Origin of the sequence: Caballeronia ptereochthonis (assembly GCF_001545075.1) — a bacterium.
Lineage (GTDB): Bacteria > Pseudomonadota > Gammaproteobacteria > Burkholderiales > Burkholderiaceae > Caballeronia > Caballeronia ptereochthonis.
Genome location: NZ_FCOB02000035.1, coordinates 46,352 through 73,054, shown reverse-complemented (window position 1 = coordinate 73,054; position 26,703 = coordinate 46,352). Strand labels below are relative to the sequence as shown.

The window sequence follows — 26,703 nt, the reverse complement described above, 5'->3', positions numbered from 1 at the left end:
TTCTATATGGACAAGACGATGATGGTGTTCGGGGACGCGAAGAAGGTGGTGGAGGAGATGATGAAGGCGGTGGAGTAAGCCCCACGCCGTTTCGAAACCGCTGAACGGATGGCGCCAGCCTCGCGTTGCCGAGTGCTGGCGCTTTCTTTTCCAGGCAATGAAGATGCGCCACGTGCTGACCGAACCGCCCCGCGTACAATACCGCCTTTGAACGTCCGAAAAGCTGCTCATGGCCACCCCCCTCTTCGACTGGTTTGTCCCCTGCCCGCGCGGTCTCGAAGCACCGCTTGCCGCCGAGCTCGCGGAGATCGGTGAACGGCACGTAGCCAGTGCGCCGCTGTCAGGCGGCGGATCGCTGATCGTCGGCGCGCAAGTGCCCGGCGGCGTGCACTTCCGGGGCGGATGGGTCGCAGGCATGGCAGCAAATCTGCATTCACGCATCGCGAGCCGCGTGCTCCTGAAAGTCGCGCAAGGCCCGTATCGCAACGAACACGACATCTACGAACTCACGCATCGCCAGCGCTGGGAGCAATGGTTCACGCCGAGCCAGACGATGCGCGTCGATCTCACCGCGATCAAATCGCCGGTGAAGAGCCTCGAATTCACGACGCTGCGCGTGAAGGACGCCGTCTGCGACCGTCTGCGCGACGTGGCCGGCGCGCGCCCGAGCATCGACACCGCACAGCCCGACGTGCGCGTGTTCGCGTTCCTCACGATGAACGAGTGCACGCTCTATCTCGACACCTCCGGCGAGCCGCTCTTCAAGCGCGGCTGGCGGCTCGACAAAGGCGCGGCGCCGCTGCGCGAAAATCTCGCGGCAGGCATCCTGCGCCTCACCGGCTGGACGCCCGGCACGCCGCTCTTCGATCCGATGTGTGGCAGCGGCACCTTCCTCGCAGAAGCGGCGCAAGCGGCGCTCAGCATCGCGCCGGGCAGCGAGCGGCGCTTCGGCTTCGAGAAGCTCAAGCCCTTCCACCCGGGCATGTGGCAAAAGCTCAAGCAAGCCGCCGCCGAGCAGCGCCGCGCCGCGCGCGCTGCGCAAACGGAGCTGAACATCTTCGGCAGCGACATCTCCGGCGACATGCTCGAAAAGGCGCGCGCCAACCTGAGCCGCGCGGGCATTCCCGACCTGTCGCTCAAGCAGGTCGACGCGCGCAACATGGTGCCGCCGGCCGACGCGCCCGGCATCCTGGTGGCGAATCCGCCCTATGGCGAGCGCATCGAGGTGCGCGGGCGCGGTCCGCGCGGCGAGATCCGCGAGACGGCGCGCACCCGCGGCGAGGACGACGACGCTTTCGCCCGCGCGCAGCCCGATCCCGCCGACACCGAGTTCTTCGTTTCCTTCGGCAACGCCCTCAAGCAGCGCTTTCCCGGCTGGCGCGCGTACGTGCTCACCTCCGACCGCAAGCTGCCGGGCATGCTCCGGCTGCGCGAATCGACCAAGACGCCGCTCTTCAACGGCGCGCTCGAATGCCGGCTGTTCCGCTTCGATCTGATCGCGGGCAGCGTGCGCACCCGTCCTGCTGCCGAGTAAGCATGCCCTGCGCGAACGCGCCGGCGCAATAGGCCGAATGGCCGAGTGCCGCCGTCACGAAGCCGGCGCTACAATCGGCGCATGAACTCACCGACCGAACTCGCCAGTCCCATCGCCGTCGATGTCTATCGCGCGCGCCGCGAGCGCGTGCTTGCCGCGCTGCGTGCGCAAGGCGGCGGCGTCGCCATCCTGCCGACCGCGCAGGAAGTCATGCGCAATCGCGACACCGACTACCCTTTCCGTCACGACAGCTACTTCTTCTATCTGACGGGCTTCAACGAACCCGAGGCGACGCTCGTGCTGAATGCGAGCGCGAAGGACGGCGAGCCCGCGTCGCTCCTTTTTTGCCGTGAGAAGAACGCCGAGCGCGAAACGTGGGAAGGCTTTCGCTTCGGCCCCGACGCCGCGCGCGACGCTTTCGGCTTCGATGCCGCGTTCCCCAGCGGCGCGCTCGACGAGGAAATGCCGCGCCTGATCGCCGACAAGCCCGCGCTGCACTACCCGCTCGGCACCTCGCCGGAGCTGGATGCGCAAGTGCGCGGCTGGCTCGCCGCCGTGCGCGCGCAGAGCCGCAGCGGCGTGCGCGCGCCCGCGAAGGCGCAGCATCTCCTGCCGATTCTCGACGAGATGCGCCTCGTCAAGGACTCGCACGAAATCGCGATCATGCGCCGCGCGGCATCGATTTCCGCCGAAGCGCACCGCCGCGCGATGCGCGCCTGCCGCCCCGGCATGCGCGAGTACGAAATCGAAGCCGAACTGCTCTACACGTTCCGCCGCCACGGCGCGCAGGCGCCGGCGTACGGCTCGATCGTCGCGGCGGGCGCGAACGCCTGCGTGCTGCACTATCCGGCAGGCAACGCGATCGCGCGCGAGGGCGACCTGATCCTCATCGACGCCGCGTGCGAGCTCGACGGCTACGCCTCCGACATCACGCGCACGTTCCCCGCGAGCGGGCGCTTCACGCCCGCCCAGCGCGAGCTCTACGACATCGTGCTCGCCGCACAGGCCGCCGCCGTCGACGCGACGCGCCCCGGCGCGAGCTTCGACGCGCCGCATCAGGCGGCATTGAAGGTGTTGTCGCAGGGACTGCTCGACACGGGCATCCTCGACAAGACGAAATTCGGCAGCATGGACGACGTGCTCGCGCAACGCGCGTACGCGCGCTTCTACATGCACCGCACGGGACACTGGATCGGCATGGACGTGCACGACGCGGGCGAGTACCGCGAGGCGCACGGTCCGCTCGACGAGCAAGGCGCGCGGCGCTGGCGCGCGCTCGTGCCGGGCATGGCGCTCACGGTCGAGCCGGGTCTCTACGTGCGCGCCGCCGCCGACGTGCCCGAGCGCTACTGGGACATCGGCATCCGCATCGAGGACGACGCGATCGTCACGGAAAACGGCTGCGAGCTGATCACGCGCGAGGTGCCGGTCGCCGCCGACGAGATCGAAGCGCTGATGCGCGAATCGAATGACCGAGGCGACTGAAGCGATGAGTGATACGCCCGAACCGCATTTCGACTACGACATCGCCATCGTCGGCGCGGGGCCGGTCGGGCTCGCGCTGGCCGGCTGGCTCGCGCGGCGCAGCGCGACATCGCGGCTTTCGATCGCGCTGATCGATGCGCGCACGCCCGACGCCGCCGCGAACGATCCGCGCGCGCTCGCGCTGTCGCACGGCAGCCGCGTGATGCTCCAGCCGCTCGGCTTTCCGGCGGACGCCACGCCGATCCGCCGCATTCACGTGTCGCAGCGCGGACACTTCGGCCGCACGCTGATCGAGCACGACGAGCACGAGCTGCCCGAACTGGGCTATGTGGTGCGCTACGGCTCGCTCGTCGGCGTGCTCGCCGATGCGGTGCGGGCGTCCAGCGTGGACTGGCTCACCGATACGGCCGCGCTCGCGCCGCTGCAGGATCACGACGGCGTCGGCTTGCCGCTGCAATCGGCGAGCGGCGAACGCACGATCCGGGTGAAGGTGCTGGTGAACGCCGAAGGTGGCCTGTATCAGCGCAAGGACGACGAGGCGTCGAGCGAGCGCCGCTCGCGCGACTACGGCCAGACGGCCATCGTCGGCACGGTGAGCGTGTCCGATCCGCAGGCGAACGTCGCGTGGGAGCGCTTCACGCGCGAAGGCCCGATCGCGCTCCTGCCATGCGGCGGCCAGCGTCACGCGGACTACGCGCTCGTCTGGTGCTGCTCGCCCGACGAGGCCGCGCGCCGCATGCAACTCGACGACGACACGTTCCTCGCCGAACTCGGCGCCGCCTTCGGCACGCGCATGGGCCGCTTCACGCGCATCGCCGGGCGCGCCGCGTTCCCGCTCGGGCTTTCCGCGCTCGACGTGCTCGTCGACCGGCGCACCGTGGCGATCGGCAACGCCGCGCAGACGCTGCATCCGGTCGCGGGCCAGGGCCTGAACCTGGGCCTGCGCGATGCGCTCGCGCTCACCGACGCGCTTTCCGCGGATGGCCCGCGGCCGCTCGCGCTGGCGCGTTTCGCGCAGCGCCGCACACTGGACCGGCGCCTGACGATCGGCGCGACCGACACGCTCGCGCGCATTTTCACGGTGGACTTCCCGCCGCTCGCCGCGATGCGCGGCCTCGCCCTCACGGCGCTCGAGTTCCTCCCGCCGGTGAAGACGGCGCTTGCCCGCCAGATGATGTTCGGTCAACGCCGCTAGCACGCTCCATAAGCAATCGTCTGCGCTGAATCGAAGAACTTATCCTCTATGAACGCCCGTTCTTTCATAGAAGATTTAAAGACTTGCACGCGATTGCTCTTAATTTCAGCACGCGCTTCGCGTTAAAATACCCGTTTCCCCTTCAGCAACGTTGCATCTGCCTGACGCGCTTGCGGCCGCATTTCGGCCGAATTCGACAGTGCGGATCCTTTAGCCTTCATGCCAACCATCGGTTCCCACGTTCTGCGCAACAACCTGTTCGTCGCCCCGATGGCAGGCGTCACCGACCGCCCGTTCCGGCAACTCTGCAAGCGCATGGGCGCGGGCTACGCGGTGTCGGAGATGGTCGCGTCGAACGCGCAGTTGTGGAAAAGCGAGAAGACCATGCGCCGCGCCAACCACGCGGGCGAGGTCGAGCCGATCGCGGTGCAGATCGCGGGCGCCGATCCGCAGATGCTGGCCGAGGCCGCGCGACACAATGTCGCGAACGGCGCGCAGATCATCGACATCAACATGGGCTGCCCGGCGAAGAAGGTGTGCAACGTCGCGGCGGGCTCGGCGCTGCTGCAGAACGAGGCGCTCGTCGCGCGCATCGTCGAGGCGGTGGTTCAGGCGGTCGGCGTGGGTCCGGACGCCGTGCCCGTCACGCTCAAGATTCGCACGGGGTGGAATCGCGAGAACAAGAACGCGCTGACCATCGCGAAGATCGCCGAGGACGCGGGCATCTCGATGCTCACCGTGCACGGCCGCACGCGCGCCGATCTCTACAAGGGCGACGCGGAGTACGAAACCATCGCGGCGGTGAAGGCCTGGGTGAAGATTCCCGTGGTCGCGAACGGCGACATCACCACGCCGGAAAAAGCGCGCGACGTGCTCGCCGCAACCGGTGCCGACGCCATCATGATCGGGCGCGCGGCGCAGGGGCGGCCGTGGCTGTTCCGTGAAATCGAACATTTTCTGAACACGGGCGAGCGCCTGCCGCCGCCGCGCATCGACGAGATCCAGCAGGTGATGAACGAGCACCTGGAAGATCACTACGCCTTCTACGGGGAATTCACGGGCGTTCGGACTGCGCGCAAGCACATCGGCTGGTACACTCGCGGCCTTTCCGGCGCCAACACCTTCCGGCACCGGATGAATACGCTGGACACGACCAAAGAACAATTGCTCGCTGTCAACGAATTCTTCGACGCGCAAAAGGCGTTGTCGGACCGTCTCGTCTATGTGGACGAGACGGCCGACACTGACGCGGCCGAAGAGGAATCGTGCGACGGGCTCAACAACACGACAGACCGACTGATTGCCGCATGAGCAGACATAACATCGAACAATGCGTCCGCCAGAGCCTCGACAACTATTTTCAGGACCTGGACGGCTCCAATCCGCACGACGTCTACGACATGGTGATTTCGTGCGTGGAAAAACCGATGCTCGAAGTGGTGCTCGAGCAGGCGGGCGGAAACCAATCGCTCGCAGCCGAGTATCTCGGCATCAACCGCAACACGCTACGCAAGAAGCTTCAGCAGCACGGATTGATTTGATTCATCGGACTGAGGCCCGCGCCTTGGTCCGGCTTGGGTTCCCTTTTCGGTTTCAGTGTCCATCATGATCAAGCAAGCGCTCATCTCCGTTTCCGACAAATCCGGCATCGTCGATTTCGCCAAATCGCTGTCGGCGCTCGGCGTCAAGCTCCTCTCGACCGGCGGCACGGCGAAACTGCTCGCCGACGCCGGTCTGCCCGTCACCGAGGTCGCCGATTACACCGGCTTTCCGGAAATGCTCGATGGGCGCGTGAAGACGCTGCATCCGAAGGTGCACGGCGGCATTCTCGCGCGCCGCGACCTGCCCGAGCACATGGCCGCGCTGGAAAAGCACGACATCCCGACCATCGATCTGCTGGTCGTGAACCTGTATCCGTTCGTGCAGACGGTGTCGAAGGAAGAGTGCTCGCTGGAGGACGCGATCGAGAACATCGATATCGGCGGGCCGACCATGCTGCGCTCGGCGGCGAAGAATCATCGCGACGTGACCGTCATCGTCGATCCGGCGGACTACGCCGCCGTGCTCGACGAAATGCGCGCGAACGACAATTCCATCGGCTACAAGACGAACTTCCGCCTCGCGACCAAGGTGTTCGCGCACACCGCGCAGTACGACGGCGCGATCACGAACTATCTGACGAGCCTCACGGAAGAGCTGCAGCATTCGCAGCGCAACACGTATCCCGCGACGTTCAACATGGCGTTCGAGAAGGTGCAGGATCTGCGCTACGGCGAGAACCCGCATCAGAGCGCGGCGTTCTACCGTGATCTCTCCGTGCCCGCCGGCGCGCTCGCGAACTACGAGCAGTTGCAGGGCAAGGAACTCTCGTACAACAACATCGCCGATTCGGACGCCGCGTGGGAATGCGTGAAGACGTTCGATGCCCCTGCGTGCGTCATCATCAAGCATGCGAATCCGTGCGGCGTGGCCGTCGGCGCGAACGCGGCCGAAGCGTACTCGAAGGCGTTCCAGACCGATCCGACGTCGGCGTTCGGCGGCATCATCGCATTCAATCGCGAAGTCGACGAAGCGGCGGCGCAGGCTGTCGCGAAGCAGTTCGTCGAAGTGCTGATCGCGCCTTCCTTCAGCGAAGCGGCGCGCGCGGTATTCGCTGCGAAGCAGAACGTGCGCCTCCTGCAGATCGCGCTCGGCGACGGCCACAACGCGTTCGACCTGAAGCGCGTGGGCGGCGGCCTGCTCGTGCAGTCGCTCGATGCGAAGAACGTGCAGCCGCATGAGCTGCGCGTCGTGACGAAGCGCCATCCGACGCCGAAGGAAATGGACGACCTGATGTTCGCGTGGCGCGTGGCGAAATACGTGAAGTCGAACGCGATCGTGTTCTGCGGCGGCGGCATGACGCTCGGCGTCGGCGCGGGCCAGATGAGCCGCGTGGATTCGGCGCGCATCGCAGGCATCAAGGCGCAGAACGCCGGTCTGACCCTGAACGGCTCGGCGGTGGCGTCGGACGCGTTCTTCCCGTTCCGCGACGGCCTCGATGTCGTCGTGAACGCGGGCGCGACCTGCGTGATCCAGCCGGGCGGCTCCATGCGCGACGACGAAGTGATCGCCGCCGCGGACGAGCACAATGTGGCGATGATCTTGACCGGCACGCGTCATTTCCGTCATTAATCGGGTTCAGTTCATTTAAGATTGGCCTGTTTGCGTCGAACGACGCAGACAGGCCTTTTTGATTTGGACGACTGCCAAGCCCGAATGCACCACCACGACGAATGAGAATCCTAGGCATCGACCCCGGCCTGCGCGTGACGGGCTTCGGCATCATCGACAAGACCGGACACGCGCTCAATTACGTGACGAGCGGCGTCATCAAGACCGCCGACGCCGACTTGCCTTCGCGCCTGAACACGATCTTCAGCGGCATCTCGACGCTCATCGCGCAGCACAATCCGGATCAGGCCGCGATCGAAAAGGTCTTCGTCAACGTGAATCCGCAGTCGACCCTTCTGCTCGGCCAGGCGCGCGGCGCGGCGATTTGCGGGCTCGTCGCGAGCGGCGTACCGGTTTCCGAGTACACCGCGCTGCAGTTGAAGCAAGCCGTGGTCGGCTACGGACGCGCGACCAAGGAGCAGATGCAGCAGATGGTCGTGCGTCTGCTCAGCCTCTCCGGCGTGCCGGGCACCGATGCCGCCGACGCGCTCGGCATGGCCATCTGTCATGCGCACGGCGGCAGCGGACTCGAGACGCTGGGCGGCATCGCGCCCTCGCTTGCCAAGAAGGGCTTGCGCGTTCGGCGCGGCAGACTCATCGGCTAATTCTCTTTCAAGAACACAAACACATGATCGGTCGCATCGCCGGCGTTCTGCTGGAAAAAAATCCGCCGCATCTGCTCGTCGACTGCAACGGCGTCGGCTACGAAATCGACGTGCCGATGAGCACGTTCTACAACCTGCCGAACACCGGCGAGAAAGTCGTGCTGCTCACGCAGCTGATCGTGCGCGAGGACGCACATCTGCTGTACGGCTTTCTCACGTCGCAGGAACGCGCGACGTTCCGTGAATTGCTGAAGATCAGCGGCATCGGCGCGCGCATGGCGCTCGCCGTGCTCTCGGGCATGAGCGTGCAGGAGCTCTCGCAAACCGTCACGACGCAGGATGCCGCGCGTCTCACGCGCGTGCCCGGCATCGGCAAGAAGACGGCGGAGCGGCTGCTGCTCGAACTGAAAGGCAAGCTCGGCGCCGATCTCGGCGCGATGGCGAGCGCGGCGTCGCAGTCCGATCATGCGTCCGACATCCTCAACGCGCTGCTCGCGCTCGGCTACTCGGAGAAGGAAGGGCTCGCCGCGATCAAGAACGTGCCGGCCGGAACGGGCGTGTCCGAGGGGATCAAGTTGGCACTCAAAGCGCTTTCGAAGGCTTGATTCGCCTAAGCCATTCGGCCAGCTTCGCCGCAAGAAAGCTCGCTGTACAATCGACCCATGATCGAAACCGACAAACTCGCCGCCGAACGCATCATTTCGGCCACGCCCGTCTCGCCGAACGAGGAAGCGTTCGAGCGCGCGCTGCGGCCGCGCCAGCTCGACGAATACGTCGGGCAGGAAAAAGTGCGCGGTCAACTCGAAATCTTCATCGAAGCGGCCAGGCGCCGCTCGGAAGCGCTCGATCACGTGCTGCTCTTCGGCCCGCCGGGTCTCGGCAAGACGACGCTCGCGCACATCATCGCGCGGGAAATGGGCGTGAATCTGCGGCAGACGTCGGGGCCGGTGCTCGAGCGCGCGGGTGATCTCGCCGCGCTGCTCACCAATCTCGAAGCGAACGACGTCCTCTTCATCGACGAGATTCACCGGCTTTCGCCGGTCGTCGAGGAAATTCTGTATCCGGCGCTCGAGGATTATCAGATCGACATCATGATCGGCGAAGGTCCGGCCGCGCGCAGCGTCAAGCTGGATCTGCAGCCGTTCACCCTCGTCGGCGCGACCACGCGCGCCGGCATGCTGACGAATCCCTTGCGCGATCGCTTCGGCATCGTGTCGCGGCTGGAGTTCTATAACGCGAACGAGCTGGCGCGCATCGTGTCGCGCTCGGCGTCGCTGTTGAAGGCGGAAATCGTGCCCGAAGGCGCGCTGGAAATCGCGAAGCGCGCGCGCGGCACGCCGCGTATCGCGAACCGGCTGCTGCGGCGCGTGCGCGATTACGCCGAAGTGAAGGCGAACGGCATGATCACCGCCGATGTCGCCGACCGTGCGCTGAAGATGCTCGACGTCGATCCGGTCGGCTTCGACCTGATGGACCGCAAGCTGCTCGAAGCCATCCTGCACAAGTTCGACGGCGGGCCTGTCGGCGTGGACAACCTCGCTGCGGCCATCGGCGAGGAGCGCGACACGATCGAGGACGTGTTGGAGCCGTATCTCATCCAGCAGGGCTTTTTGCAGCGCACGCCGCGCGGCCGCGTCGCGACGATGCTCACGTATCGCCATTTCGGCATCGCCGCACCGGATGCCGGTCCGATCCGCGACCTTTGGGATACGAACAACGGCTAGACGCATGTCCGATCAGCCGACGTTGCTCTCGCGCGTGCGCTCGTCGATTGCACGAGGCGTGACGAGCCTCACGAGCGGTAGCGGCCCGAAGATCGACTATTCTTCGCCGCCGGGCGATCCCGGCCTGTTCGGTCCGCAAGCCGCCTGCTGGAAGATCCATTCCGATTTCACGTCGATGATGACGGGCGGCATCAGCGCCCTGCTGCTGCAAACGCTGCATCCGCTCGCGCTGGCGGGCGTGTGGGATCACTCGACGTTTCGCACCGATATCCTCGGCCGTCTGCGGCGCACCGCGACGTTCGTCGCGGGCACGACGTTCGGCAATCGCGTGGACGCGCTCGCGCTGATCGAGCGCGTGAAGAACATTCATCTCGACGTGACGGGCATCACACCCGATGGGCGCGCGTATCGCGCAAGCGATCCGGATTTGCTGACGTGGGTGCATGTCGCGGAGGTGTCGAGCTTTCTGAAGGCGTATCTGCGCTACGTGAACCCGGCGCTTTCCGAAGCGGATCGGGACCGCTATTTCGAGGAGACATCGACGATCGCGCGACTGCTCGGCGCGCGAGATGTGCCGACCACGTTCGCCGCAATCGAACGCTATCTCGAGGCGATGCGCCCGCAATTGCAGGCCAGCGATCGCACACAGGAGGTGATCCGCGTGCTGAAGAGCGCGCCGACGCCCAGCATCGCGATGACACCGGCGAGCAAGCTGATTTTCAGCGCGGGCGTGGATTTGCTGCCGGATTGGGCGCAGGAGATGCTGGCGCTTGGGAGACTGGCGCCCGTGCGTCGCGCGATCGCGCGGCCGGGCGTGAGGATGATCGCGCCCGTCATGCGCTGGGCGCTCGTGAACGGCGTGTCGAAGCGCGCCCGATCGAGAGTCGCGGCGAAGAACGGTTAAGCGCGCTTGCGCAGGTTGTCGTCGTCGGTATCGGTGGACAGATGCGCGATGTCGCCCCACGAAGCGAGCGTCGCGCCGCCGTTCTCGTAATCCGCGACGTTGATGCCGCAATTGAGCAGCGGCCAGTTGCGCGGCTCCTGGAGCGGCAGCTTCATCGCGAACCGATAGATGCAATCGAGCACGCCGCCATGCGCGACAACCGCGATGCGCCCGCCCGGATGCGCGGCGACGATCGGCTCCATCGCATGCACGACGCGGTGATAGAACACGCGCTGCGACTCGCCGTCGCCGGGCGGAGCGAAACCCGGATCGCGCGTCTGCCATTCGACGTATTCAGCGGGAAACTTCTCGCTGATCTCGTCGCTGTCGTGGCCCTGAAATGCGCCGTAGAACCGCTCGCGCAGGCCTTCCGACAGGCGCAGTTCGAGCCCGAGCGCATCCGCGAAAGGACGCGCCGTCTGCTGCGCGCGTTGCAGATCGCTCGAATAGACCGCATCGAGCCGCGCATCGCGTGCGAGACGCGCCCCGACCTGCTCCGCTTGCAGCAGGCCGTGCTCCGACAGCGGAATATCGATATGCCCCTGAATGCGCTTGATGCGATTCCAGTCGGTTTCGCCGTGTCGAATGAAGAGAACCTGGGTCGTCATGGGAATGTGGAGGTCAGGGCCGCACTTGCAGCCAGAAGGTAACCGGCCCGTCGTTCACGAGCGACACCTGCATTTCCGCGCCGAATTCGCCCGTCTCGACGATCGGATGCTTCGCGCGCGCCTGCTCGACGAAATACTCGAAGAGCCGCTTGCCTTCGTCCGGCGGCGCCGCGGGCGTGAAGCTCGGGCGCAGGCCGCTCGAGGTATCGGCGGCGAGCGTGAACTGCGACACCAGCAACACGCCGCCCGCGCGGCCCGCGCCGTCCATGTTCTGCACGGAGAGATTCATCTTGCCGGCGGCGTCGCCGAACACGCGGTAGGCGAGCATCTTCGCGAGCAGCTTGTCGGCGGCGGCTTCGTTGTCGCCGCGCTCGGCGCAGACCAGCGCGAGCAGGCCCGCGTCGATCGCGCCGGTCACGCGCTCGCCCACACGCACGTCCGCGCGTTTCACACGCTGAATGAGCGCGATCATCCGCTCACGCCGACAACGTGACGCGCGCGAAGCGGCGCTTGCCCACCTGCACGACGAACTCGCCCGCTTCGAGTTTCAAACCCTTGTCGGAGACGGTCGCGCCGTCGATCTTCACGCCACCCTGCTCGATGTTGCGCAGCGCTTCGCTCGTCGACGGCACGAGACCCGCCTGCTTCAGCAGCTGGCCGATCGCGAGCGGCGCGCCCGCGAGCGTGACCGACGGAATGTCGTCCGGTACGCCGCCCTTCGCGCGATGATTGAAGTCCTCGAGCGCGCGCTCGGCGTCCGCCGGCGAATGGAAGCGCGCGACGATTTCCTGCGCGAGCATCACCTTGAAGTCGCGCGGATTGCGCCCGCCCTCGGCCTCCTTCCTGAAGCCGGCGATTTCCTCGATGCTGCGGAACGACAGCAGCTCGAAGTAGCGCCACATGAGCGTGTCGGAAATGCTCATCAGCTTGCCGAACATCTCGGTCGGCTTCTCGCTGATGCCGACGTAGTTGTTCTTCGACTTCGACATCTTCTCGACGCCGTCGAGTCCTTCGAGCAGCGGCATCGTCAGAATGCACTGCTGTTCCTGGCCGTACTGCTTCTGCAGCTCGCGGCCGACGAGCAGGTTGAACTTCTGGTCCGTCCCGCCGAGTTCGAGGTCCGAATTCAGCGCGACGGAGTCGTAGCCCTGCATCAGCGGGTACAGGAATTCGTGGATGGAGATCGGCACGCCGCCCTGGAAGCGCTTGGTGAAGTCCTCGCGCTCCAGAATGCGCGCGACCGTGTAGCGCGACGCGAGCTTGATCATGCCGTCGGCGCCGAGCGGCATCGACCACTCGCTGTTATAGCGGATTTCGGTCTTTTCACGGTCGAGCACGAGCGACGCCTGCTCGAAGTACGTCTTCGCGTTGGTTTCGATCTGCTCGCGCGTGAGCGGCGGACGCGTCGCGTTGCGGCCGGAAGGATCGCCGATCAGCGAAGTGAAATCGCCGATCAGGAAAATGACTTGATGGCCGAGGTCCTGCAACTGGCGCATCTTGTTCAGCACGACCGTATGGCCGATGTGGATGTCCGGCGCGGTCGGATCGAGACCGAGCTTGATGCGCAGCGGCTTGCCCGTCGCGGCGCTCCTCGCGAGCTTCTGCGCGAACTCGTCCTCGATCAGCAGTTCGTCGCAGCCGCGCCGGGCGATGGCGAGCGCGTTCTTCACTTCGTCGGTGATCGGAAAGCTGGGCGCGCCGGGCGCGGAAGAAGCGTTGGAGTCAGTGGTCATGCTTGCGGCTTGTGAAGTCAAAGGGTTCGATGGCTGGCGGCGCGGCGGCATGTGCGCCGTCGCTGCGATCCGGCGTGACCGGAAGGGACGCCGCGTTCCGGGACGCGGCGCGCGCGGCAAATGACGGAATCGCGCGCAATGGTCTGTTCAGGCTCAGGATTTTACGCGATGCCGGGCCGTACGTGCCGTTTCGTGTCGCTTCGAGCTGTTTTATGCGGCTTTCGGGTCTTCGGAATGCGCCGCGCGATTCAGACGGATTTAGACGCATCTTAACGATTCGGCCCGTTGCGCGGATAATCGCCGCTGGATGAGCACATCCGGCAAGAACGCATCGACGAGGAGAGCAGCGTGGCGAAGAAAACCGAAGCAATCGAAACCGGCAAGGCTGACGGCGTGTACTTCGGTTTGATGTCAGGCACCAGCATGGACGGCGTCGACGGCGTCGCGGTGCAGTTCGCGACCGGCAAGCCGCCTGTCGTGCTCGGCGAGGCCCATGTTTCCTTTTCGAAAGGCTTGCGCGACGCGCTGTTCGAACTGCAATCGCCCGGCGACAACGAACTCGAGCGCGAGGCGCTCGCCGCGCACGCGCTCGCGACGCGCTACGCCGTGTGCTGTCACGAACTGCAGAGCATGAGCGGCTATTCGGCGTCGAAGGTGCGGGCGATCGGCGTGCACGGTCAGACGGTGCGGCATCGGCCGGAAAAGGGTTACACGCGGCAGATCAACAATCCGGCGCTGCTCGCGGAAATGACCAGCATCGACGTCGTCGCGGACTTTCGCAGCCGCGATGTCGCCGCGGGCGGCCAGGGCGCGCCGCTCGTCCCGGCGTTTCACGCGACGGTGTTCGGCGCGAAGAACGAGACGCGCGTCGTATGCAATCTGGGCGGCATCAGCAATATCACGATCCTGCCGGCGAGCGGCGAGGTACGCGGCTTCGATTGCGGCCCGGCGAACGCGCTGATCGATGAATGGGCGCTGCGTCATCTGCAAAGACCCTACGACGATGGCGGTCAATTCGCGGCGCAAGGTCGGGTCAGTCCGCCGCTGCTCAGCGCATTTCTCGACGAGCCGTTCTTCGATCAGGCGCCGCCGAAGAGCACCGGGCGCGACCTGTTCAACCCCGGGTGGATGGATGCGAAGCTCGCCGCCTTCACGCATCTCGCGCCTGCCGACGTGCAGGCGAGCCTCACCGCGCTCACCGCCACGACGGTCGCCCGCGAGATCGCGCGCCACGCGTCGGATACCCGCGCCGTCTATGTGTGCGGCGGCGGCGCGCGCAATCCGGTGCTCCTGAAGATGCTCCAGCAAGCGCTCGAGGACAGCGGCGTCACGGGCGTGCCTGTCATGACGACCGAAGCGCTCGGCGTACCGCCGCAGCAGGTCGAGGCGCTCGCGTTCGCGTGGCTCGCGATGCGCTGCGTCGCGCGGGAGCCGGGCAATCTGGCCTCGGTGACGGGCGCCGCGGGCGAGCGCATTCTCGGCGCGATCTATCCGCGTTGACCCAACAAAAACGGAGCCCGAGGCTCCGTTTTCACTACCGCGCGGGGAACGCACTCAAACCGAGAACGACGATCCGCAACCACAGGTGGTCGTGGCGTTCGGGTTCTTGATGACGAACTGGGCGCCGTTGAGGTCGTCCTTATAGTCGATCTCCGCACCGACGAGGTACTGATAGCTCATCGAGTCGACGAGCAACTGGACACCGGCCTTGTCCATTACGGTGTCGTCTTCGTTGATGGTCTCATCGAACGTGAAACCATACTGGAAACCGGAGCATCCGCCGCCCTGCACGAACACGCGCAGCTTCAGGTCCGGATTGCCTTCTTCGTCGATCAATTGCTTGACCTTGTCCGCAGCCGCGTCGGTGAAGACGAATGGCATCGGCATTTCGGTCGTGGGGGTATCGCTGACAGCGCTCATTCGAACTCTCCAATTAAGCTTCTAGCCGATATTGTAGGGCTGATCTCGATATCGTGCTGGAAGTCCATGAAATCAATGGGCTATATGCAAATTCGACATGGTTCAGCCTGCCTGCGCCAAATGAAAAAGCCGCCGGCACACAAGGTGCGGGCGGCTTTTGAAGCAGTTTGGCCAGGACGCGCCCGGCGAAACGCCAAAGCGATTAGCGCTTCGAGAACTGCTTGCGGCGGCGTGCCTTGTGGAAACCGACCTTCTTACGCTCCACTTCACGCGCGTCGCGGGTGACGAAGCCTGCGTTCGACAGTTGCGACTTCAGCGTTGCGTCGTAGTCCATCAGCGCGCGGGTGATGCCGTGGCGAACCGCGCCTGCCTGACCCGTTTCACCGCCGCCCGACACGTTGACCTTGATGTCGAACGTCGTGCCGTGGTTCGTGAGTTCCAGCGGCTGGCGCACGATCATCAGCGACGTTTCGCGCGAGAAGTAGTCGGCGATGGGCTTGCCATTGACGATGATGTCGCCCTTGCCCGACTTGATGAAGACACGAGCGACGGCGCTCTTGCGGCGGCCCGTACCGTAGTTCCAGTTACCGATCATGTGGGCTCCCCTTAGATCTCGAGCGCTTTAGGCTGTTGAGCCGTGTGCGGATGCGTTGCTTCGGCGTAGACCTTCAGCTTCTTGATCATCGCGTAGCCGAGCGGACCCTTCGGAAGCATGCCCTTGACAGCCTTCTCGAGCGCACGGCCCGGGAAACGCTCTTGCATCTTGCCGAACGTCGTTTCGTAGATGCCGCCCGGGTAGCCCGAGTGACGATAGTACTTCTTGTCCGTGGTCTTGTTGCCGGTGACCTTCAGCTTGCCGGCGTTGACGACGATGATGAAATCACCGGTGTCGACGTGCGGAGTGAATTCAGGCTTGTGCTTGCCGCGAAGACGGCGTGCCACTTCGCTGGCGACACGGCCGAGAACCTTATCCGTCGCGTCAATCACGTACCATTCGCGCGTCACCTCTTCGGCTTTTGCGGAAAACGTCTTCATGATCGATCCAAAAATTTAACCTGCCCTTGAGCTTTGCCTTGTTCGGTCCTGCTTATATGTAGTGCGCATCGAGGCGCGTGCAGGCTCTCCCTGACCCTCTTCGCGGGCGTGTGTAACGAAGAGAACTTTGAATTATATAGGGAAAATATCCGCGCCGTCAAAGAGTTGCGACGGTCGCGGCAAGACGGAGCAGAGCCGGACGAAGATCCGGCGAGGATGAAAAAAAACCCGAGCAACTGAGGCTCGGGCTTAATCCACCTAAGGAGGAGGTGGAGGAGACAGAAGCGAGTATAGGCACGGTCATGCTGCAAAGCAAGAAGATTTGCATCATGAAATTGAATTTCATTATTTGAAATATTGAAATCGCGCCGACACCCACCTATTTCTCTTATGGTTCATAGGGTTATGTACATACGGGTGCCCGATTTTTCGGGATTTTCGAGTTTAGAGGACGCCCTCGACTCAAGTTCGCACGAGCGACATCAAAGCCGGTCGCTCGATTTTCCGCTCGTCAACCGGGAAATGCGCGTAACGCGCGATCAGGCAAGCATGCATGAACCGCTACAATGAAGCCTCTCTGTAACGATGTGTGAGCAGCTGGAGCCTGAGCATGGAATGCAAAGTTAGCTGGATGGGACAGGACGGCATGGCCTTCGCCGCCGAGACGGGAAGCGGTCATCTCGTCAACATGGACGGCGCGCCGGAAGGCGGCGGACGCAATCTCGCGCCCCGCCCGATGGAAATGGTCTTGCTCGGCACCGGCGGCTGTACCGCCTACGACGTCGTCATGATCCTGAAAAAGAGCCGCCAGGAAATCCACGGCTGCTCCGTCACGCTCAAGGCCGATCGCGCGAGCGAGGACCCGAAGGTCTTCACGAAGATCCACTTCCACTTCACCGTGACAGGCAAGAACCTGAACCCGACGACAGTCGAGCGCGCGATCAACCTGTCGCACGACAAGTACTGCTCGGCGTCGATCATGCTCGCGAAGACGGCGGAACTCACGCATTCGTTCGACATCGTCGAAGCGTGATCCGAACCGCGCGCTGAAATAAAAGAGCCGGCGTCGCAAGACGCCGGCTCTTTTTCCTTGAATGACGACAAAGCGGGCCGATAAGCCGGATTCTGTGCACGCGCCGGCTTGACGCCGGACGCGCGTGGCAATCATTCCTCTAGACGCGCCATTGCTGACGCGCTCAAGCTTCCTACCCGCAGACGAACGGGGGCCCCGTCCTGCATCGCGAGGATGCGCGCCTGCCTATTTGGAATTGCTCCGGGTGGAGGTTACCGTGCCAGAGCGTCTCGCGACGTCCGCGGTGCGCTCTTACCGCACCGTTTCACCCTTACCTGATCTCCGGACTTACGCCCGGAGCCATCGGCGGTTTGCTTTCTGTTGCCCTGTTCCGCGTGTCACCACGGATGGCCGTTAGCCATCACCCTGCCCTGTGGAGTCCGGACTTTCCTCGCCCTCTTCGGCCAAAACCGTCGAAGCCGCGATTGCCTGGCCCGCTTTGCCGGTTCGATTTTAACATCCGCCTATCGGCGCACGCGGCGGCCTGGCCGAAAGACGGAGGTATCGTCGTAGAAATCGGGCGATGCGTTCGCGTCCCACCAGCCCGGCACGCCGAGCACCGGCAGCGGCGCAAACCCACGGCTGTCGAGCGGCTCGGCCGCGATGCGCGCCGACACCGCCTCGTCGACGAGCGCGCGGCGCGCGGTATCGTCGAGCGTGAAATAGTCGGCGGGAACGTCGACGATCCACGCGTGCCCCGTGCACGCCTTGTAAGGCGCGACGAGCTTCTCGAGCAGCGCGTGCCCGAACAGGCGCGCCTCGCAGCGCGTGCCCCAGGCCGCACGCTCGGTAATGAACAGCGCGCGCCAGCCGAAGCCGCGCAGCGCATCGGCGAGCGTCGCGTCGGCGCAGGCGAAGAGCACCGCGTTTTCGTCGAAGAGCGTGAGCGCGTCGCGCACGCCGCCGCGCGTCGGGCCGATGCCGAGCGCATCGATCTGCGCCGCCTGACGCGCGTTGAGCGCGGCCTTGATGCGCGGATACGCAAACCACATCAGGCCGTTGAAGAAATCGTGGAGATTGTGGCGCGTCGGCACGCGGCCGGTCTGCGCGATGTGGGCTTCGTAGGAAGCGCCGGCCGGCAGTTCTTCCTGCGCGATGAACGCGAGCGGCTTGCCGCGCCCCGTGACGAGCGCTGCGCGCACCGCGTCTTCGTTGAGCGCCGCGAGGTATTCGGCATGACCGGCAAGCGCCGCCGCCTGCCAGCGCCTGCCGCGCGGTTCGATCGGCGCGAGCCAGGGCCGCGCCCAATCGATATCGGCGAAACCCGCACCCACGCGCGAGGGCTCAGCGCGCGTCCGAGAAGCGCCAGCCGATCGACTCGCCGCCGCGCAGCGGCACGATCGCCGCGTCGCCGGCGGTGAATTCGGCGGGCAGCGTCCACGATGCGCGTTCCAGCGTCACCGTCTCCGTGCTGCGCGGCAGGCCGTAGAAGTCCGCGCCGTGGAAGCTCGCGAAACCTTCGAGCTTGTCCAGCGCGCCGGCCTTGTCGAAGCTTTCGGTGTAGAGCTCGAGCGCATGCAGCGCCGTGTAGCAGCCCGCGCAGCCGCACGCGTGCTCCTTCAGGCCCTTCGGATGCGGTGCGCTGTCCGTGCCGAGGAAATAGCGCGGATTGCCGGACGTCGCCGCTTCGACGAGCGCCACGCGATGGGTCTCGCGCTTCAGCACCGGCAGGCAGTAGTAATGCGGACGCATGCCGCCGATCAGCATGATGTTGCGGTTGTAGAGCAGGTGATGCGCGGTGATGGTCGCCCCGATCGGACCTTCCGCTTCGCGCACGTAATCGGCGGCGTCCTTCGTCGTGATGTGCTCGAAGACGATCTTCAGCGCGGGAAAGTCGCGGCGCAGCGGCGTCATCACGCGGTCGATGAAGACCTTTTCGCGGTCGAACACGTCGATATCGCCGTCGGTCACTTCACCGTGCACCAGCAACGGCATGCCGGTTTCCTGCATTGCTTCGAGCGTCTTCGCGCAGTTCGCGAGATTCGTCACGCCCGCGTCGGAGTTGGTCGTCGCGCCCGCCGGATACAGCTTCACGCCGTGCACGAAGCCGCTCTCCCGCGCGCGGCGGATCTCGTCGGGCGGCGTGTTGTCGGTGAGATAGAGCGTCATCAGCGGCTCGAAGCGCGCGCCCGCGCCCTCCGTCGGCAGCGCCGCCAGAATCCGCTCGCGGTATGCGGCGGCCATGTCGGTCGTCGTCACCGGCGGCTTCAGGTTCGGCATGATGATCGCGCGGCCGAACTGGCGCGCCGTGTGCGGCAAGACGGCGGCGAGCGTCGCGCCGTCGCGCACGTGCAGATGCCAGTCGTCGGGACGCGCGATCGTGAGCGAACTGGGCGAGGAAGAGGTAGCGGACATGGCGTGATGACGGGGAAACGTTGGAATGGCGCAAGTCCACGCGAGAGCAGGAAAAAATCGCCGTGGAAATTCCACAACGCGCACCGTTATGAGCGGTTGCGCGATTTTTTCGGCCTGGGCTCGGTGATATGCTTGTCGTACGTATTGTAACAACCCAGCCCAAGGCGACCGCCCGCCTGCTTCAGCGACATGTGCCAACTTCTCGGAATGAATTGCGCCGAACCCACGGACGTGACCTTCTCGTTCACCGGGTTCGCGGCGCGCGGCGGAGTCACGGATCATCACGCCGACGGCTGGGGCATCGCGTTCTTCGAGGACAAGGCCTGCCGGCTCTTCATCGATCATCAGTCGTCCGCCAGCTCGCCGCTCGCGGACATGGTGAAGCGCTATCCGATCAAGTCGAAAAACACCATTGCGCACATCCGCAAGGCGACGCAGGGGCATATCCTGCTCGAGAACTGCCACCCGTTCATGCGCGAGCTGTGGGGACGGCACTGGATCTTCGCGCACAACGGCGATCTGCAAGGTCACGCGCCTGAACTGACCGGCGTCTATCAGCCGGTCGGCACGACGGACAGCGAACTCGCGTTCTGTGCGCTGCTGCAAGGCCTCCGCAAAGCGTTTCCCTGCTCGCAGCCGCCGCTGGAAGAACTGTTCGACACGCTCGCCGAACTCACGCGCGACATCACGCAATACGGCGTCTTCAATTTCCTGATGTCGAACGGCCAGGCGCTCTTCTCGCACTGCTCGACGCATTTGTACTATCTGGTGCGTAGCTGGCCCTTCTCGACGGCGCATCTGATCGACGCGGACATGTCGATCGACTTCGCCAAGTACACGACGCCGGAAGATCGCGTCGCCGTGATCGCCACATCGCCGCTCACCGACAATGAAACCTGGACGCGCTTCGCGCCCGGCGATCTCGCCATGTTCCAGCAAGGCGCGCTCTCCCGCACGGTGAATATTCCGGTGCCGGAGGAAGTCGCGAAGAAGGCGGCCGAGCCGCTCGCGAAGGCGTGCGTCGGCTCGGCGCTGAAGATCGGCGAGATTCAGACCACGGCGGCCGTGGAATCGGAACTGGGCATCGAGTGAGCGCGCCGGTCGCTCTTTGGGCGACTGCCCACACCCGGTAAACAATCGTCAATTCCGCTCCGCGGCGTAGAGCACGACGCTGGACTCGTTCATCCACCGAAGGAGGAAAGGCCATGGCTGGGAAATTCGTGATCGACCGGGCGAAGAAAGGCGAGTTCTACTTCAACCTGCACGCGAGCAACGGCGAACGCATCCTGACGAGCGAGATGTACAAGGCGAAGGGCTCGGCGGAAAACGGCATCGAATCCGTGAAGCACAACGCGCCCGATGCGGCGGTGGTCGACAATTCCTGACCGGGATGGTTGAAAAAAAACGCGGCCCTCCTTACGGGAGGCCGCGTTTTTTGTTCTGGCGACGAAAAGCCGATCGATCAGTGGAGGATCTTCGCGAGGAAGTCCTTCGCGCGATCCGACTTCGGATTCGCGAAGAACGCTTCCTTCTGATCGTCCTCGACGATCAAGCCCTTGTCCATGAAGATCACGCGATGCGCGACCTTCTTCGCGAAGCCCATTTCGTGCGTCACGCACATCATGGTCATGCCTTCCTGCGCGAGCTCGACCATCACGTCGAGCACTTCGTTGATCATCTCCGGGTCGAGCGCGGAAGTCGGCTCATCGAAGAGCATCGCGATCGGGTCCATCGACAGCGCGCGCGCAATCGCCACGCGCTGCTGCTGGCCGCCCGACAGCTGGCCAGGATACTTGTCGGCCTGCGCGCGCAGGCCGACGCGATCCAGCAGCTTCAAACCCTTCTGCGTCGCTTCGTCGTTCGAGCGGCCGAGCACCTTGATCTGCGCGAGCGTCAGGTTCTGCGTGATCGTCAGATGGGGAAAGAGCTCGAAGTGCTGGAACACCATGCCGACCTTCGAGCGCAGCTTCGACAGGTTGGTCTTCTTGTCGGTGAGCGACTGCCCGTTGATCGTGATTTCGCCCTTCTGGAACGGCTCGAGGCCGTTTACCGTCTTGATGAGCGTCGACTTGCCCGAACCCGACGGGCCGCACACCACGACGACCTCACCCTTCTTCACTTCGGTCGTGCAGTCCGTCAGCACCTGGAACTGGCCGTACCACTTGGAAACGTTATTGATAGAGATCATCTTGCGACCTTTTTCTGAAGACTTTTGACGAGGGCCGACGCCATCACGCAGATCACGAAATAGCACGCGCCCGCGAACAGGACCATTTCGACGGACGTGCCGTCGCGGTCGCCGATGTTCGTCGCCGTGCGGAAGAAGTCCGCGAGACTGATGACGTAGACGAGCGACGTATCCTGAAACAGCACGATCGCCTGCGTGAGCAGGAGCGGCACCATCGCGCGGAACGCCTGCGGCAGCACGACGAGCTTCATCGCCTGGCCGTAGGTCATGCCGAGCGCGAACGCCGCGTTCACCTGGCCGCGCGGCACCGCCTGAATGCCCGCGCGGATGATTTCCGAATAGTACGCGGCTTCGAAAAGCGAGAACGCGACCATCGCGGACGCGAGGCGAATGTCGATGTCCGCGGACAGCCCGAGCACGTTCTGCAGGAACTGCGGCACGATCAGGAAGAACCACAGGAGCACCATCACGAGCGGGATCGAGCGGAACAGCGTGACGTACATGCCCGCGAACCATTGCAGCGGCTTGACGCCCGAAAGGCGGAACAACGCGAGCACGGTTCCCCAGACGATGCCGACCACGATGGCGAGCACGGTGATCTGCAGCGTGATCTTGGCGCCCGTCATCAACGTAGGCAAGGACGCGATCACACCACTCCAGTTGAAATGATGCATTACTTGCCTCCGATGTAGCCAGGCAGGCGGCTCTTCGCTTCGACCCAGCGCATCAACAGCATCACGACGAGGTTGATGAGCATGTAGGCGAGCGTCACCGCGATGAACGATTCATACGTCTGCGCCGTGTAGTCGACGAGCTGCCGCGCCTGCGCGGACAGGTCGAGCAGACCGATGGTCGATGCGACCGCCGAGTTCTTGAACACGTTCAGAAACTCCGACGTGAGCGGCGGCACGATGATCCGGTAAGCGACCGGCATCAGCACGTATCGATACGTCTGCCATTGCGTGAAGCCCATCGCGAGGCCCGCGTTGCGCTGTCCGCGCGGCAGCGCGTTGATGCCCGAGCGCACCTGCTCGCACACGCGCGCGCCGGTGAAGAGCCCGAGACAGATGATCGACGACGAAAAGAACTGCACCGTGGGCGGCAGTTGCTTGAACCAGTTGCCGATGGAAGGCGGCAGCAACTCCGGAATCACGAGATACCAGATGAAGAACTGCACGATCAGCGGAATATTGCGGAAGATCGCGACGTAGACGGTGCCGATGCCCGCCAGGAAGCGATTCGGGACCGTGCGCAAGATGCCGAACAACGAGCCGACCACGAGGGCGATCACCCAGGCCGCGAGCGACACGGTGATGGTCACCCAGAAGCCGGAGATCAGCCAGCCGAGGTAGGTCGTGGGCTCGCCGGTCGAAACCGGACTCAGCAGGATGCCCCAGTTCCAGTGATAAGACATGGACTCACTCCAAAAAGAAACGGAAGAAGCAAGCTCCTTCCGTTTCGTTCGTTCGATACTCGAACCGGTTAGTCGATTGCCTTGTCATTCGGGCTCTTGAAGAGAGCCTTCATGTCGTCACTTTCCGGGAAGTTGAGGTTGAGGCCCTTCGGCGGGATCGGGCTTTCGAACCACTTCTTGTAGATCTTGTCGGCTTCGCCCGACGTTTCGACCTTGGCGATCGCGTCGTCGACGACCTTCTTGAACTCGGGATCGTTCTTGCGGATCATGCAGCCGTACGCTTCATGCGATTGCGGCGCCCCGACGATCACGAAATCGTTCGGGTTGTTGGACTTGGCGCGCTCGCCCGCGAGCAGCGCATCGTCCATCATGAACGCGACGGCGCGGCCCGTCGACAGCGTCAGGAACGACTCGCCGTGGTCCTTCGCGCTGATGATGTTCATGCCCATGCTCTTGTCCTGATTCATCTTGCGAAGCAGGCGCTCGGACGTCGTGCCGGCGGTCGTCACGACGGTCTTGCCCTTCAGGTCGGCCCAGTCCTTCACGCCGGAATCCTTCTTGGTCATGAGACGCGTGCCGATCACGAAGATCGTGTTCGAGAAGGAAACCTGCTGCTGGCGCTCGGCGTTGTTCGTGGTCGAGCCGCACTCGATGTCCACGGTGCCGTTCTGCACGAGCGGAATGCGGTTCTGCGAGGTGATCGGCGTGAGCTTCACCTTCAGGTCCGGCATGTTCAGCTTCTGCTTCACCGCGTCGACGACCTTCAGTGCGAATTCATGCGAGTAGCCGACGACGTTCTGCTTGTCGTCATAGTACGAAAACGGAATGGACGATTCGCGGTGCCCCAGCGAGATCACACCCGTGTCCTTGATTTTCTTGAGCGTGCCGGCGTCCTGAGCGTAGGCGCCGGTGGCGAGAAATCCGAGCGCGGCGACGAGCAGCGCAGCCTTTTTAATCTTCATTGTTCGATCTCCTGTGGCAAAAAACGGGGCAAGTTTAGCAGGGTAATTATTCTGAAAGAATGATTGTTAACCCACGTCGTCTTATTTGCGAGACGCTCGGGTGCAACCCCGTAAGACCGCGCATATTAATGTATTTTCCATGCAAATGCGGGCGGCATTCCGAAGAATGCCGCCCGCATTATTTATAGGGCGCGAACGCGGCCCGCCATCCGCGAGCCGCTTGCCCGACGCCGGTTGCAACGAACCCGCCGCTGCATCGGATCAGGGATACAGGCCGCGCATTTCGCGCGCCATCAGGATCCGCGTACATGCGACGATGAACGCCGCCGTGCGCACTGAAACCTTCTGCTCGCTCGCGACCTGCCACACGCCGGCGAACGCCTCGCGCATCACGCGCTCGAGGCGCTGGTTGATCTCGTCTTCCGTCCAGAAGAAGCTCGAGAAATCCTGCACCCATTCGAAGTACGACACGGTCACGCCGCCCGCGTTCGCGATCACGTCCGGAATCACGAGGATGCCCTTGTCGTTCAGGATGTCGTCGGCGGCGGTCGTGGTCGGACCGTTCGCGCCTTCGACGACGATCTTCGTGCGAATCTTCGACGCGTTCTTCTCGGTGATCTGGTTTTCCAGCGCGGCCGGAATCAGGATGTCGGTTTCGATCATCCAGAACTCTTCCGCCTGCACCGGATCCGCGCCCGCGAAGCCGCCGACGCCGCCGTTCTTCGCGACGTGATCGAGCAGCGCGATGGTATCGATGCCCTTCGAGTTATGGATCGTGCCGGTGTGATCCTGCACGGCGATCACGCGCGCGCCCGCTTCCTGGAACAGCTTGGCCGCGATGCCGCCCACGTTGCCGAAGCCCTGCACGGCGATGCGCGCGCCTTCGATCTCCATGCCGATGCGCCGCGCCGCTTCCGTGCCGACGACGAACACGCCGCGGCCCGTCGCTTCCTTGCGGCCGAGCGAGCCGCCGAGCGAGATCGGCTTGCCGGTCACGACGCCCGTGGCCGTCTGGCCCTGGTTCATGGAGTAGGTGTCCATCATCCACGCCATGATCTGCTCGTTCGTGTTCACGTCCGGCGCGGGAATATCGGTATTCGGCCCGATGATGATGCCGATCTCGCTGGTGTAGCGACGCGTCACGCGCTCGAGCTCGCCGCGCGAGAGCGTGCGCGGATCGACGCGGATGCCGCCCTTCGCGCCGCCGTACGGCACGTTCACGGCCGCGTTCTTCACCGACATCCACGCGGACAGCGCCATCACTTCGGAGAGTGTCACGTCCTGGTGGTAACGCACGCCGCCCTTGCCGGGACCGCGCGAGGTGTTGTGCTGCACGCGGTAGCCTTCGAAGTGCGCGACGGTACCGTTATCGAGCTCGATCGGGCAATCGACGATGAGAATGCGCTTCGGGCGCTTGAGCGTTTCGAGCCAGCGGGAAAGAGAACCGAGATAGGGAGCGACGCGATCGACCTGCTTCAGGTAGTTGCCCCACGGGCCGAGATCGTCGGCATGCAGATACGAGGGGATGGCATGGTCGTACTTCGGAGAGGACATTGAAGCTCCAGCGGTGTGTGGAATGCGTTCATTGTCGAAAAACGGCGTTTCCAAATCCAATGCCGTTTCCTTATCCCATCATGCGTTTCCTGCATAACGTCGCGCAACCTTACGCGGCGGGCGTTCCCGACGATGCCTTCAGCAATTCCTCACCGACCGCGTCCCAGAGCGCGCGCATCAATGCCTGACGCGGCTCCTCGCCCTGCGCCGCGAGCTTGTCGCGATAGAGCCGGATTTCCATCGTCAGCGTGAACTGACCGGCGGGCGTGCCGCGCGTTCCCCGATCGAGGCGGATGAGCCGCCCTTCCTCCACCGCATCCTCGACGGCGCTGTGCGGCAGGAACGCGACGCCGTGGCCCGCGAGCGCCATCGCTTTCAGTCCTTCGGCCATGTCGGTTTCGTAGACCTTGTCGAGATAGAGGCGCGTCGGCGACGTCGCGATGATGACTTCGGTCATGCGGCCGAGATACGCGTTCGGCGTGTACGACAAATACGGCGCGGGCGAGTCCGCGGTGGCGGGCAGCGTGTAGCGCGCGCGTCCGCCCTTGGTGACGGCCGAGAACGGGCTGATCGGCTCGGCGCCGAGCGTGAGCATGTCGTAGCGCGCCGGATCGAGCGCAACCGGATGGCTCGGATGGTGATAGCCCATCACGAGATCGCAGCCGCCTTCGACGAGCGACAGCACCGCATCGTGCACGTTGAGCGCGCGCAGCCGCGTGCGGATGCGGCCCAGCCGCGCCTCGATGTGCTCCAGCCAGCGCGGAAAGTACGTGAGCGAAAGCGTATGCGGCACGGCGAACTCGATGGTCGCCGCGGGCACGCCGCCCTGCCCGCGCAAAAGCGTGCGCGCCTCGTGAAACTGCGAGAGCATCGCGAGCGCCTGCTCGTAGAACACGTTTCCGGCTTGGGTGAGCCGCGTCGGATACACCGAACGGTCGATGAGTTCCGTGCCCAGCCACGCCTCGAGCGCCTGGATGCGCCGCGAGAACGCGGGCTGCGTGATGTGCCGAAGCTCGGCGGAGCGGCTAAAGCTGCGCGTCTCTGCGAGGGAGACGAAGTCTTCCAGCCATTTCAGTTCCATGCGATCAGTTCCGTGCGATCAGTTCCGTGCATTTCGGGTGCGCGCGATGCTTGAGCGGCAAAGAAAACATTCTAGCGGGCGCATG

The 26,703-nt window shown here is 64.3% G+C and carries 28 protein-coding genes and 1 other RNA gene; 14 read left to right on the top strand and 15 right to left on the bottom strand.

Translation table 11 applies throughout. The features are described from left to right. Nucleotides 1-229: 229 nt before the first annotated feature. The 10 genes from AWB83_RS29250 (at nucleotide 230) to AWB83_RS29205 (ending at nucleotide 10,657) form a co-directional block, all read left to right on the top strand. Nucleotides 230-1,534 (top strand): THUMP domain-containing class I SAM-dependent RNA methyltransferase, encoded by a 1,305-nt coding sequence (locus AWB83_RS29250; protein WP_087049114.1) that lies wholly within the window; start codon nucleotides 230-232, stop codon nucleotides 1,532-1,534. 81 nt (nucleotides 1,535-1,615) lie between these two features. Beyond that, nucleotides 1,616-3,019: an aminopeptidase P N-terminal domain-containing protein gene (locus AWB83_RS29245; RefSeq protein WP_087049113.1), complete on the top strand. Its 1,404-nt coding sequence runs from the start codon at nucleotides 1,616-1,618 to the stop codon at nucleotides 3,017-3,019. Further along, complete coding sequence (locus tag AWB83_RS29240) at nucleotides 3,003-4,214, top strand: UbiH/UbiF/VisC/COQ6 family ubiquinone biosynthesis hydroxylase (RefSeq protein ID WP_087049112.1); 1,212 nt, start codon at nucleotides 3,003-3,005, stop codon at nucleotides 4,212-4,214. The genes AWB83_RS29245 and AWB83_RS29240 overlap by 17 nt, the downstream gene beginning before the upstream one ends. Before the next feature lie 219 nt (nucleotides 4,215-4,433). Beyond that, entirely contained in the window at nucleotides 4,434-5,525 is a 1,092-nt protein-coding gene (gene dusB, locus AWB83_RS29235) for a tRNA dihydrouridine synthase DusB (protein ID WP_087049111.1), read from the top strand. Then, nucleotides 5,522-5,755 (top strand): Fis family transcriptional regulator, encoded by a 234-nt coding sequence (locus tag AWB83_RS29230; RefSeq protein WP_008351548.1) that lies wholly within the window; start codon nucleotides 5,522-5,524, stop codon nucleotides 5,753-5,755. The genes dusB and AWB83_RS29230 overlap by 4 nt, the downstream gene beginning before the upstream one ends. 64 nt (nucleotides 5,756-5,819) lie before the next feature. Beyond that, nucleotides 5,820-7,385 carry a bifunctional phosphoribosylaminoimidazolecarboxamide formyltransferase/IMP cyclohydrolase gene (gene purH, locus AWB83_RS29225; RefSeq protein ID WP_087049110.1) on the top strand — a complete coding sequence of 522 codons (1,566 nt, stop codon included), beginning with the start codon at nucleotides 5,820-5,822 and terminating at the stop codon, nucleotides 7,383-7,385. A 101-nt stretch (nucleotides 7,386-7,486) separates the two neighbouring features. After that, nucleotides 7,487-8,029: a crossover junction endodeoxyribonuclease RuvC gene (gene ruvC, locus AWB83_RS29220; protein ID WP_087049109.1), complete on the top strand. Its 543-nt coding sequence runs from the start codon at nucleotides 7,487-7,489 to the stop codon at nucleotides 8,027-8,029. Between the two features lie 23 nt (nucleotides 8,030-8,052). Beyond that, on the top strand, nucleotides 8,053-8,634 hold the full coding sequence (gene ruvA / locus AWB83_RS29215) for a Holliday junction branch migration protein RuvA (RefSeq protein ID WP_050329370.1): 582 nt from the start codon (nucleotides 8,053-8,055) through the stop codon (nucleotides 8,632-8,634). Nucleotides 8,635-8,691: 57 nt separating this feature from the next. Further along, the gene (ruvB, locus tag AWB83_RS29210; protein WP_087049108.1) at nucleotides 8,692-9,753 is read left to right on the top strand and encodes a Holliday junction branch migration DNA helicase RuvB; all 1,062 of its coding nucleotides are present in this window, start codon (nucleotides 8,692-8,694) and stop codon (nucleotides 9,751-9,753) included. Between the two features lie 4 nt (nucleotides 9,754-9,757). Next, a complete protein-coding gene (locus AWB83_RS29205; RefSeq protein ID WP_208636817.1) occupies nucleotides 9,758-10,657 on the top strand; it encodes an oxygenase MpaB family protein in 900 nt (299 codons plus the stop codon). Here the strand turns inward: AWB83_RS29205 and AWB83_RS29200 are convergent. Genes AWB83_RS29200 through tyrS form a run of 3 tightly spaced genes read right to left on the bottom strand, consistent with a single transcriptional unit; the run spans nucleotide 10,654 to nucleotide 13,037 of the window. After that, nucleotides 10,654-11,304, bottom strand: a complete 651-nt coding sequence (locus tag AWB83_RS29200; RefSeq protein ID WP_087049106.1) for a histidine phosphatase family protein — start codon at nucleotides 11,302-11,304, stop codon at nucleotides 10,654-10,656. The genes AWB83_RS29205 and AWB83_RS29200 overlap by 4 nt on opposite strands. Before the next feature lie 13 nt (nucleotides 11,305-11,317). Further along, nucleotides 11,318-11,776 carry a D-aminoacyl-tRNA deacylase gene (dtd, locus tag AWB83_RS29195; RefSeq protein ID WP_087049105.1) on the bottom strand — a complete coding sequence of 153 codons (459 nt, stop codon included), beginning with the start codon at nucleotides 11,774-11,776 and terminating at the stop codon, nucleotides 11,318-11,320. A 4-nt stretch (nucleotides 11,777-11,780) separates the two neighbouring features. Further along, nucleotides 11,781-13,037: a tyrosine--tRNA ligase gene (gene tyrS / locus AWB83_RS29190; RefSeq protein ID WP_087049104.1), complete on the bottom strand. Its 1,257-nt coding sequence runs from the start codon at nucleotides 13,035-13,037 to the stop codon at nucleotides 11,781-11,783. A gap of 369 nt (nucleotides 13,038-13,406) precedes the next feature. Here tyrS and AWB83_RS29185 point away from each other — a divergent pair, with 369 nt between their 5' ends. Then, a complete protein-coding gene (locus AWB83_RS29185) occupies nucleotides 13,407-14,537 on the top strand; it encodes an anhydro-N-acetylmuramic acid kinase (protein WP_087049118.1) in 1,131 nt (376 codons plus the stop codon). A 54-nt stretch (nucleotides 14,538-14,591) separates the two neighbouring features. Here the strand turns inward: AWB83_RS29185 and erpA are convergent, their stop codons facing one another. The 3 genes from erpA to rplM all read right to left on the bottom strand — a co-directional run bounded on the left by erpA (nucleotide 14,592) and on the right by rplM (nucleotide 15,992). Continuing rightward, entirely contained in the window at nucleotides 14,592-14,957 is a 366-nt protein-coding gene (erpA, locus tag AWB83_RS29180) for an iron-sulfur cluster insertion protein ErpA (protein ID WP_050328268.1), read from the bottom strand. Nucleotides 14,958-15,159: 202 nt separating this feature from the next. Then, nucleotides 15,160-15,552: a 30S ribosomal protein S9 gene (gene rpsI / locus AWB83_RS29175; RefSeq protein ID WP_087049103.1), complete on the bottom strand. Its 393-nt coding sequence runs from the start codon at nucleotides 15,550-15,552 to the stop codon at nucleotides 15,160-15,162. A gap of 11 nt (nucleotides 15,553-15,563) precedes the next feature. Beyond that, nucleotides 15,564-15,992 (bottom strand): 50S ribosomal protein L13, encoded by a 429-nt coding sequence (gene rplM / locus AWB83_RS29170; RefSeq protein WP_008351572.1) that lies wholly within the window; start codon nucleotides 15,990-15,992, stop codon nucleotides 15,564-15,566. Nucleotides 15,993-16,602: 610 nt separating this feature from the next. Here rplM and AWB83_RS29165 point away from each other — a divergent pair. Continuing rightward, a complete protein-coding gene (locus tag AWB83_RS29165) occupies nucleotides 16,603-17,025 on the top strand; it encodes an OsmC family protein (RefSeq protein WP_087049102.1) in 423 nt (140 codons plus the stop codon). A gap of 65 nt (nucleotides 17,026-17,090) precedes the next feature. Here AWB83_RS29165 and rnpB read toward each other — a convergent pair. From rnpB to pyrC, 3 genes are all read right to left on the bottom strand, one after another. Beyond that, an RNA gene (gene rnpB, locus AWB83_RS29160) (RNase P RNA component class A) lies at nucleotides 17,091-17,505 on the bottom strand. Between the two features lie 23 nt (nucleotides 17,506-17,528). Then, nucleotides 17,529-18,338 carry a DUF3025 domain-containing protein gene (locus AWB83_RS29155; RefSeq protein WP_087049101.1) on the bottom strand — a complete coding sequence of 270 codons (810 nt, stop codon included), beginning with the start codon at nucleotides 18,336-18,338 and terminating at the stop codon, nucleotides 17,529-17,531. Between the two features lie 10 nt (nucleotides 18,339-18,348). Beyond that, complete coding sequence (gene pyrC, locus AWB83_RS29150) at nucleotides 18,349-19,419, bottom strand: dihydroorotase (protein WP_087049100.1); 1,071 nt, start codon at nucleotides 19,417-19,419, stop codon at nucleotides 18,349-18,351. Between the two features lie 189 nt (nucleotides 19,420-19,608). Here pyrC and AWB83_RS29145 point away from each other — a divergent pair, with 189 nt between their 5' ends. Continuing rightward, nucleotides 19,609-20,511, top strand: coding sequence for a class II glutamine amidotransferase (locus AWB83_RS29145; RefSeq protein ID WP_087049099.1), 903 nt, complete (start codon nucleotides 19,609-19,611; stop codon nucleotides 20,509-20,511). 113 nt (nucleotides 20,512-20,624) lie between these two features. Next, a complete protein-coding gene (locus AWB83_RS29140) occupies nucleotides 20,625-20,804 on the top strand; it encodes a YegP family protein (RefSeq protein ID WP_087049098.1) in 180 nt (59 codons plus the stop codon). A gap of 77 nt (nucleotides 20,805-20,881) precedes the next feature. Here the strand turns inward: AWB83_RS29140 and AWB83_RS29135 are convergent, their stop codons facing one another. The 6 genes from AWB83_RS29135 to AWB83_RS29110 form a co-directional block, all read right to left on the bottom strand. After that, nucleotides 20,882-21,607 carry an amino acid ABC transporter ATP-binding protein gene (locus AWB83_RS29135; protein WP_087049097.1) on the bottom strand — a complete coding sequence of 242 codons (726 nt, stop codon included), beginning with the start codon at nucleotides 21,605-21,607 and terminating at the stop codon, nucleotides 20,882-20,884. After that, nucleotides 21,604-22,281 (bottom strand): glutamate/aspartate ABC transporter permease GltK, encoded by a 678-nt coding sequence (gene gltK, locus AWB83_RS29130; RefSeq protein WP_087049096.1) that lies wholly within the window; start codon nucleotides 22,279-22,281, stop codon nucleotides 21,604-21,606. The genes AWB83_RS29135 and gltK overlap by 4 nt, the downstream gene beginning before the upstream one ends. Then, complete coding sequence (locus AWB83_RS29125) at nucleotides 22,281-23,021, bottom strand: amino acid ABC transporter permease (protein ID WP_087049095.1); 741 nt, start codon at nucleotides 23,019-23,021, stop codon at nucleotides 22,281-22,283. Before AWB83_RS29125 ends, gltK begins: the two co-directional genes overlap by 1 nt. Before the next feature lie 68 nt (nucleotides 23,022-23,089). Then, nucleotides 23,090-23,983 (bottom strand): glutamate/aspartate ABC transporter substrate-binding protein, encoded by an 894-nt coding sequence (locus AWB83_RS29120; protein WP_087049094.1) that lies wholly within the window; start codon nucleotides 23,981-23,983, stop codon nucleotides 23,090-23,092. A 261-nt stretch (nucleotides 23,984-24,244) separates the two neighbouring features. After that, entirely contained in the window at nucleotides 24,245-25,537 is a 1,293-nt protein-coding gene (locus AWB83_RS29115) for a Glu/Leu/Phe/Val family dehydrogenase (RefSeq protein WP_087049093.1), read from the bottom strand. Nucleotides 25,538-25,646: 109 nt separating this feature from the next. Beyond that, complete coding sequence (locus AWB83_RS29110) at nucleotides 25,647-26,618, bottom strand: LysR family transcriptional regulator (RefSeq protein ID WP_087049092.1); 972 nt, start codon at nucleotides 26,616-26,618, stop codon at nucleotides 25,647-25,649. Nucleotides 26,619-26,703 lie beyond the last annotated feature (85 nt).

Bases quoted from the DNA above. Each gene is read 5' to 3' on its own strand.
- AWB83_RS29135 (WP_087049097.1), bottom strand. From the start codon at position 21,607: ATGATCTCTATCAATAACGTTTCCAAGTGGTACGGCCAGTTCCAGGTG.
- AWB83_RS29240 (WP_087049112.1), top strand. From the start codon at position 3,003: ATGACCGAGGCGACTGAAGCGATGAGTGATACGCCCGAACCGCATTTC.
- ruvB (WP_087049108.1), top strand. From the start codon at position 8,692: ATGATCGAAACCGACAAACTCGCCGCCGAACGCATCATTTCGGCCACG.
- AWB83_RS29165 (WP_087049102.1), top strand. From the start codon at position 16,603: ATGGAATGCAAAGTTAGCTGGATGGGACAGGACGGCATGGCCTTCGCC.
- AWB83_RS29120 (WP_087049094.1), bottom strand. From the start codon at position 23,983: ATGAAGATTAAAAAGGCTGCGCTGCTCGTCGCCGCGCTCGGATTTCTC.
- AWB83_RS29140 (WP_087049098.1), top strand. From the start codon at position 20,625: ATGGCTGGGAAATTCGTGATCGACCGGGCGAAGAAAGGCGAGTTCTAC.
- ruvA (WP_050329370.1), top strand. From the start codon at position 8,053: ATGATCGGTCGCATCGCCGGCGTTCTGCTGGAAAAAAATCCGCCGCAT.
- ruvC (WP_087049109.1), top strand. From the start codon at position 7,487: ATGAGAATCCTAGGCATCGACCCCGGCCTGCGCGTGACGGGCTTCGGC.
- erpA (WP_050328268.1), bottom strand. From the start codon at position 14,957: ATGAGCGCTGTCAGCGATACCCCCACGACCGAAATGCCGATGCCATTC.
- AWB83_RS29200 (WP_087049106.1), bottom strand. From the start codon at position 11,304: ATGACGACCCAGGTTCTCTTCATTCGACACGGCGAAACCGACTGGAAT.
- AWB83_RS29230 (WP_008351548.1), top strand. From the start codon at position 5,522: ATGAGCAGACATAACATCGAACAATGCGTCCGCCAGAGCCTCGACAAC.
- dusB (WP_087049111.1), top strand. From the start codon at position 4,434: ATGCCAACCATCGGTTCCCACGTTCTGCGCAACAACCTGTTCGTCGCC.
- purH (WP_087049110.1), top strand. From the start codon at position 5,820: ATGATCAAGCAAGCGCTCATCTCCGTTTCCGACAAATCCGGCATCGTC.
- pyrC (WP_087049100.1), bottom strand. From the start codon at position 19,419: ATGTCCGCTACCTCTTCCTCGCCCAGTTCGCTCACGATCGCGCGTCCC.
- dtd (WP_087049105.1), bottom strand. From the start codon at position 11,776: ATGATCGCGCTCATTCAGCGTGTGAAACGCGCGGACGTGCGTGTGGGC.
- gltK (WP_087049096.1), bottom strand. From the start codon at position 22,281: ATGCATCATTTCAACTGGAGTGGTGTGATCGCGTCCTTGCCTACGTTG.
- AWB83_RS29245 (WP_087049113.1), top strand. From the start codon at position 1,616: ATGAACTCACCGACCGAACTCGCCAGTCCCATCGCCGTCGATGTCTAT.
- AWB83_RS29145 (WP_087049099.1), top strand. From the start codon at position 19,609: ATGTGCCAACTTCTCGGAATGAATTGCGCCGAACCCACGGACGTGACC.
- AWB83_RS29115 (WP_087049093.1), bottom strand. From the start codon at position 25,537: ATGTCCTCTCCGAAGTACGACCATGCCATCCCCTCGTATCTGCATGCC.
- tyrS (WP_087049104.1), bottom strand. From the start codon at position 13,037: ATGACCACTGACTCCAACGCTTCTTCCGCGCCCGGCGCGCCCAGCTTT.
- AWB83_RS29110 (WP_087049092.1), bottom strand. From the start codon at position 26,618: ATGGAACTGAAATGGCTGGAAGACTTCGTCTCCCTCGCAGAGACGCGC.
- AWB83_RS29250 (WP_087049114.1), top strand. From the start codon at position 230: ATGGCCACCCCCCTCTTCGACTGGTTTGTCCCCTGCCCGCGCGGTCTC.
- rpsI (WP_087049103.1), bottom strand. From the start codon at position 15,552: ATGATCGGTAACTGGAACTACGGTACGGGCCGCCGCAAGAGCGCCGTC.
- AWB83_RS29125 (WP_087049095.1), bottom strand. From the start codon at position 23,021: ATGTCTTATCACTGGAACTGGGGCATCCTGCTGAGTCCGGTTTCGACC.
- AWB83_RS29205 (WP_208636817.1), top strand. From the start codon at position 9,758: ATGTCCGATCAGCCGACGTTGCTCTCGCGCGTGCGCTCGTCGATTGCA.
- rplM (WP_008351572.1), bottom strand. From the start codon at position 15,992: ATGAAGACGTTTTCCGCAAAAGCCGAAGAGGTGACGCGCGAATGGTAC.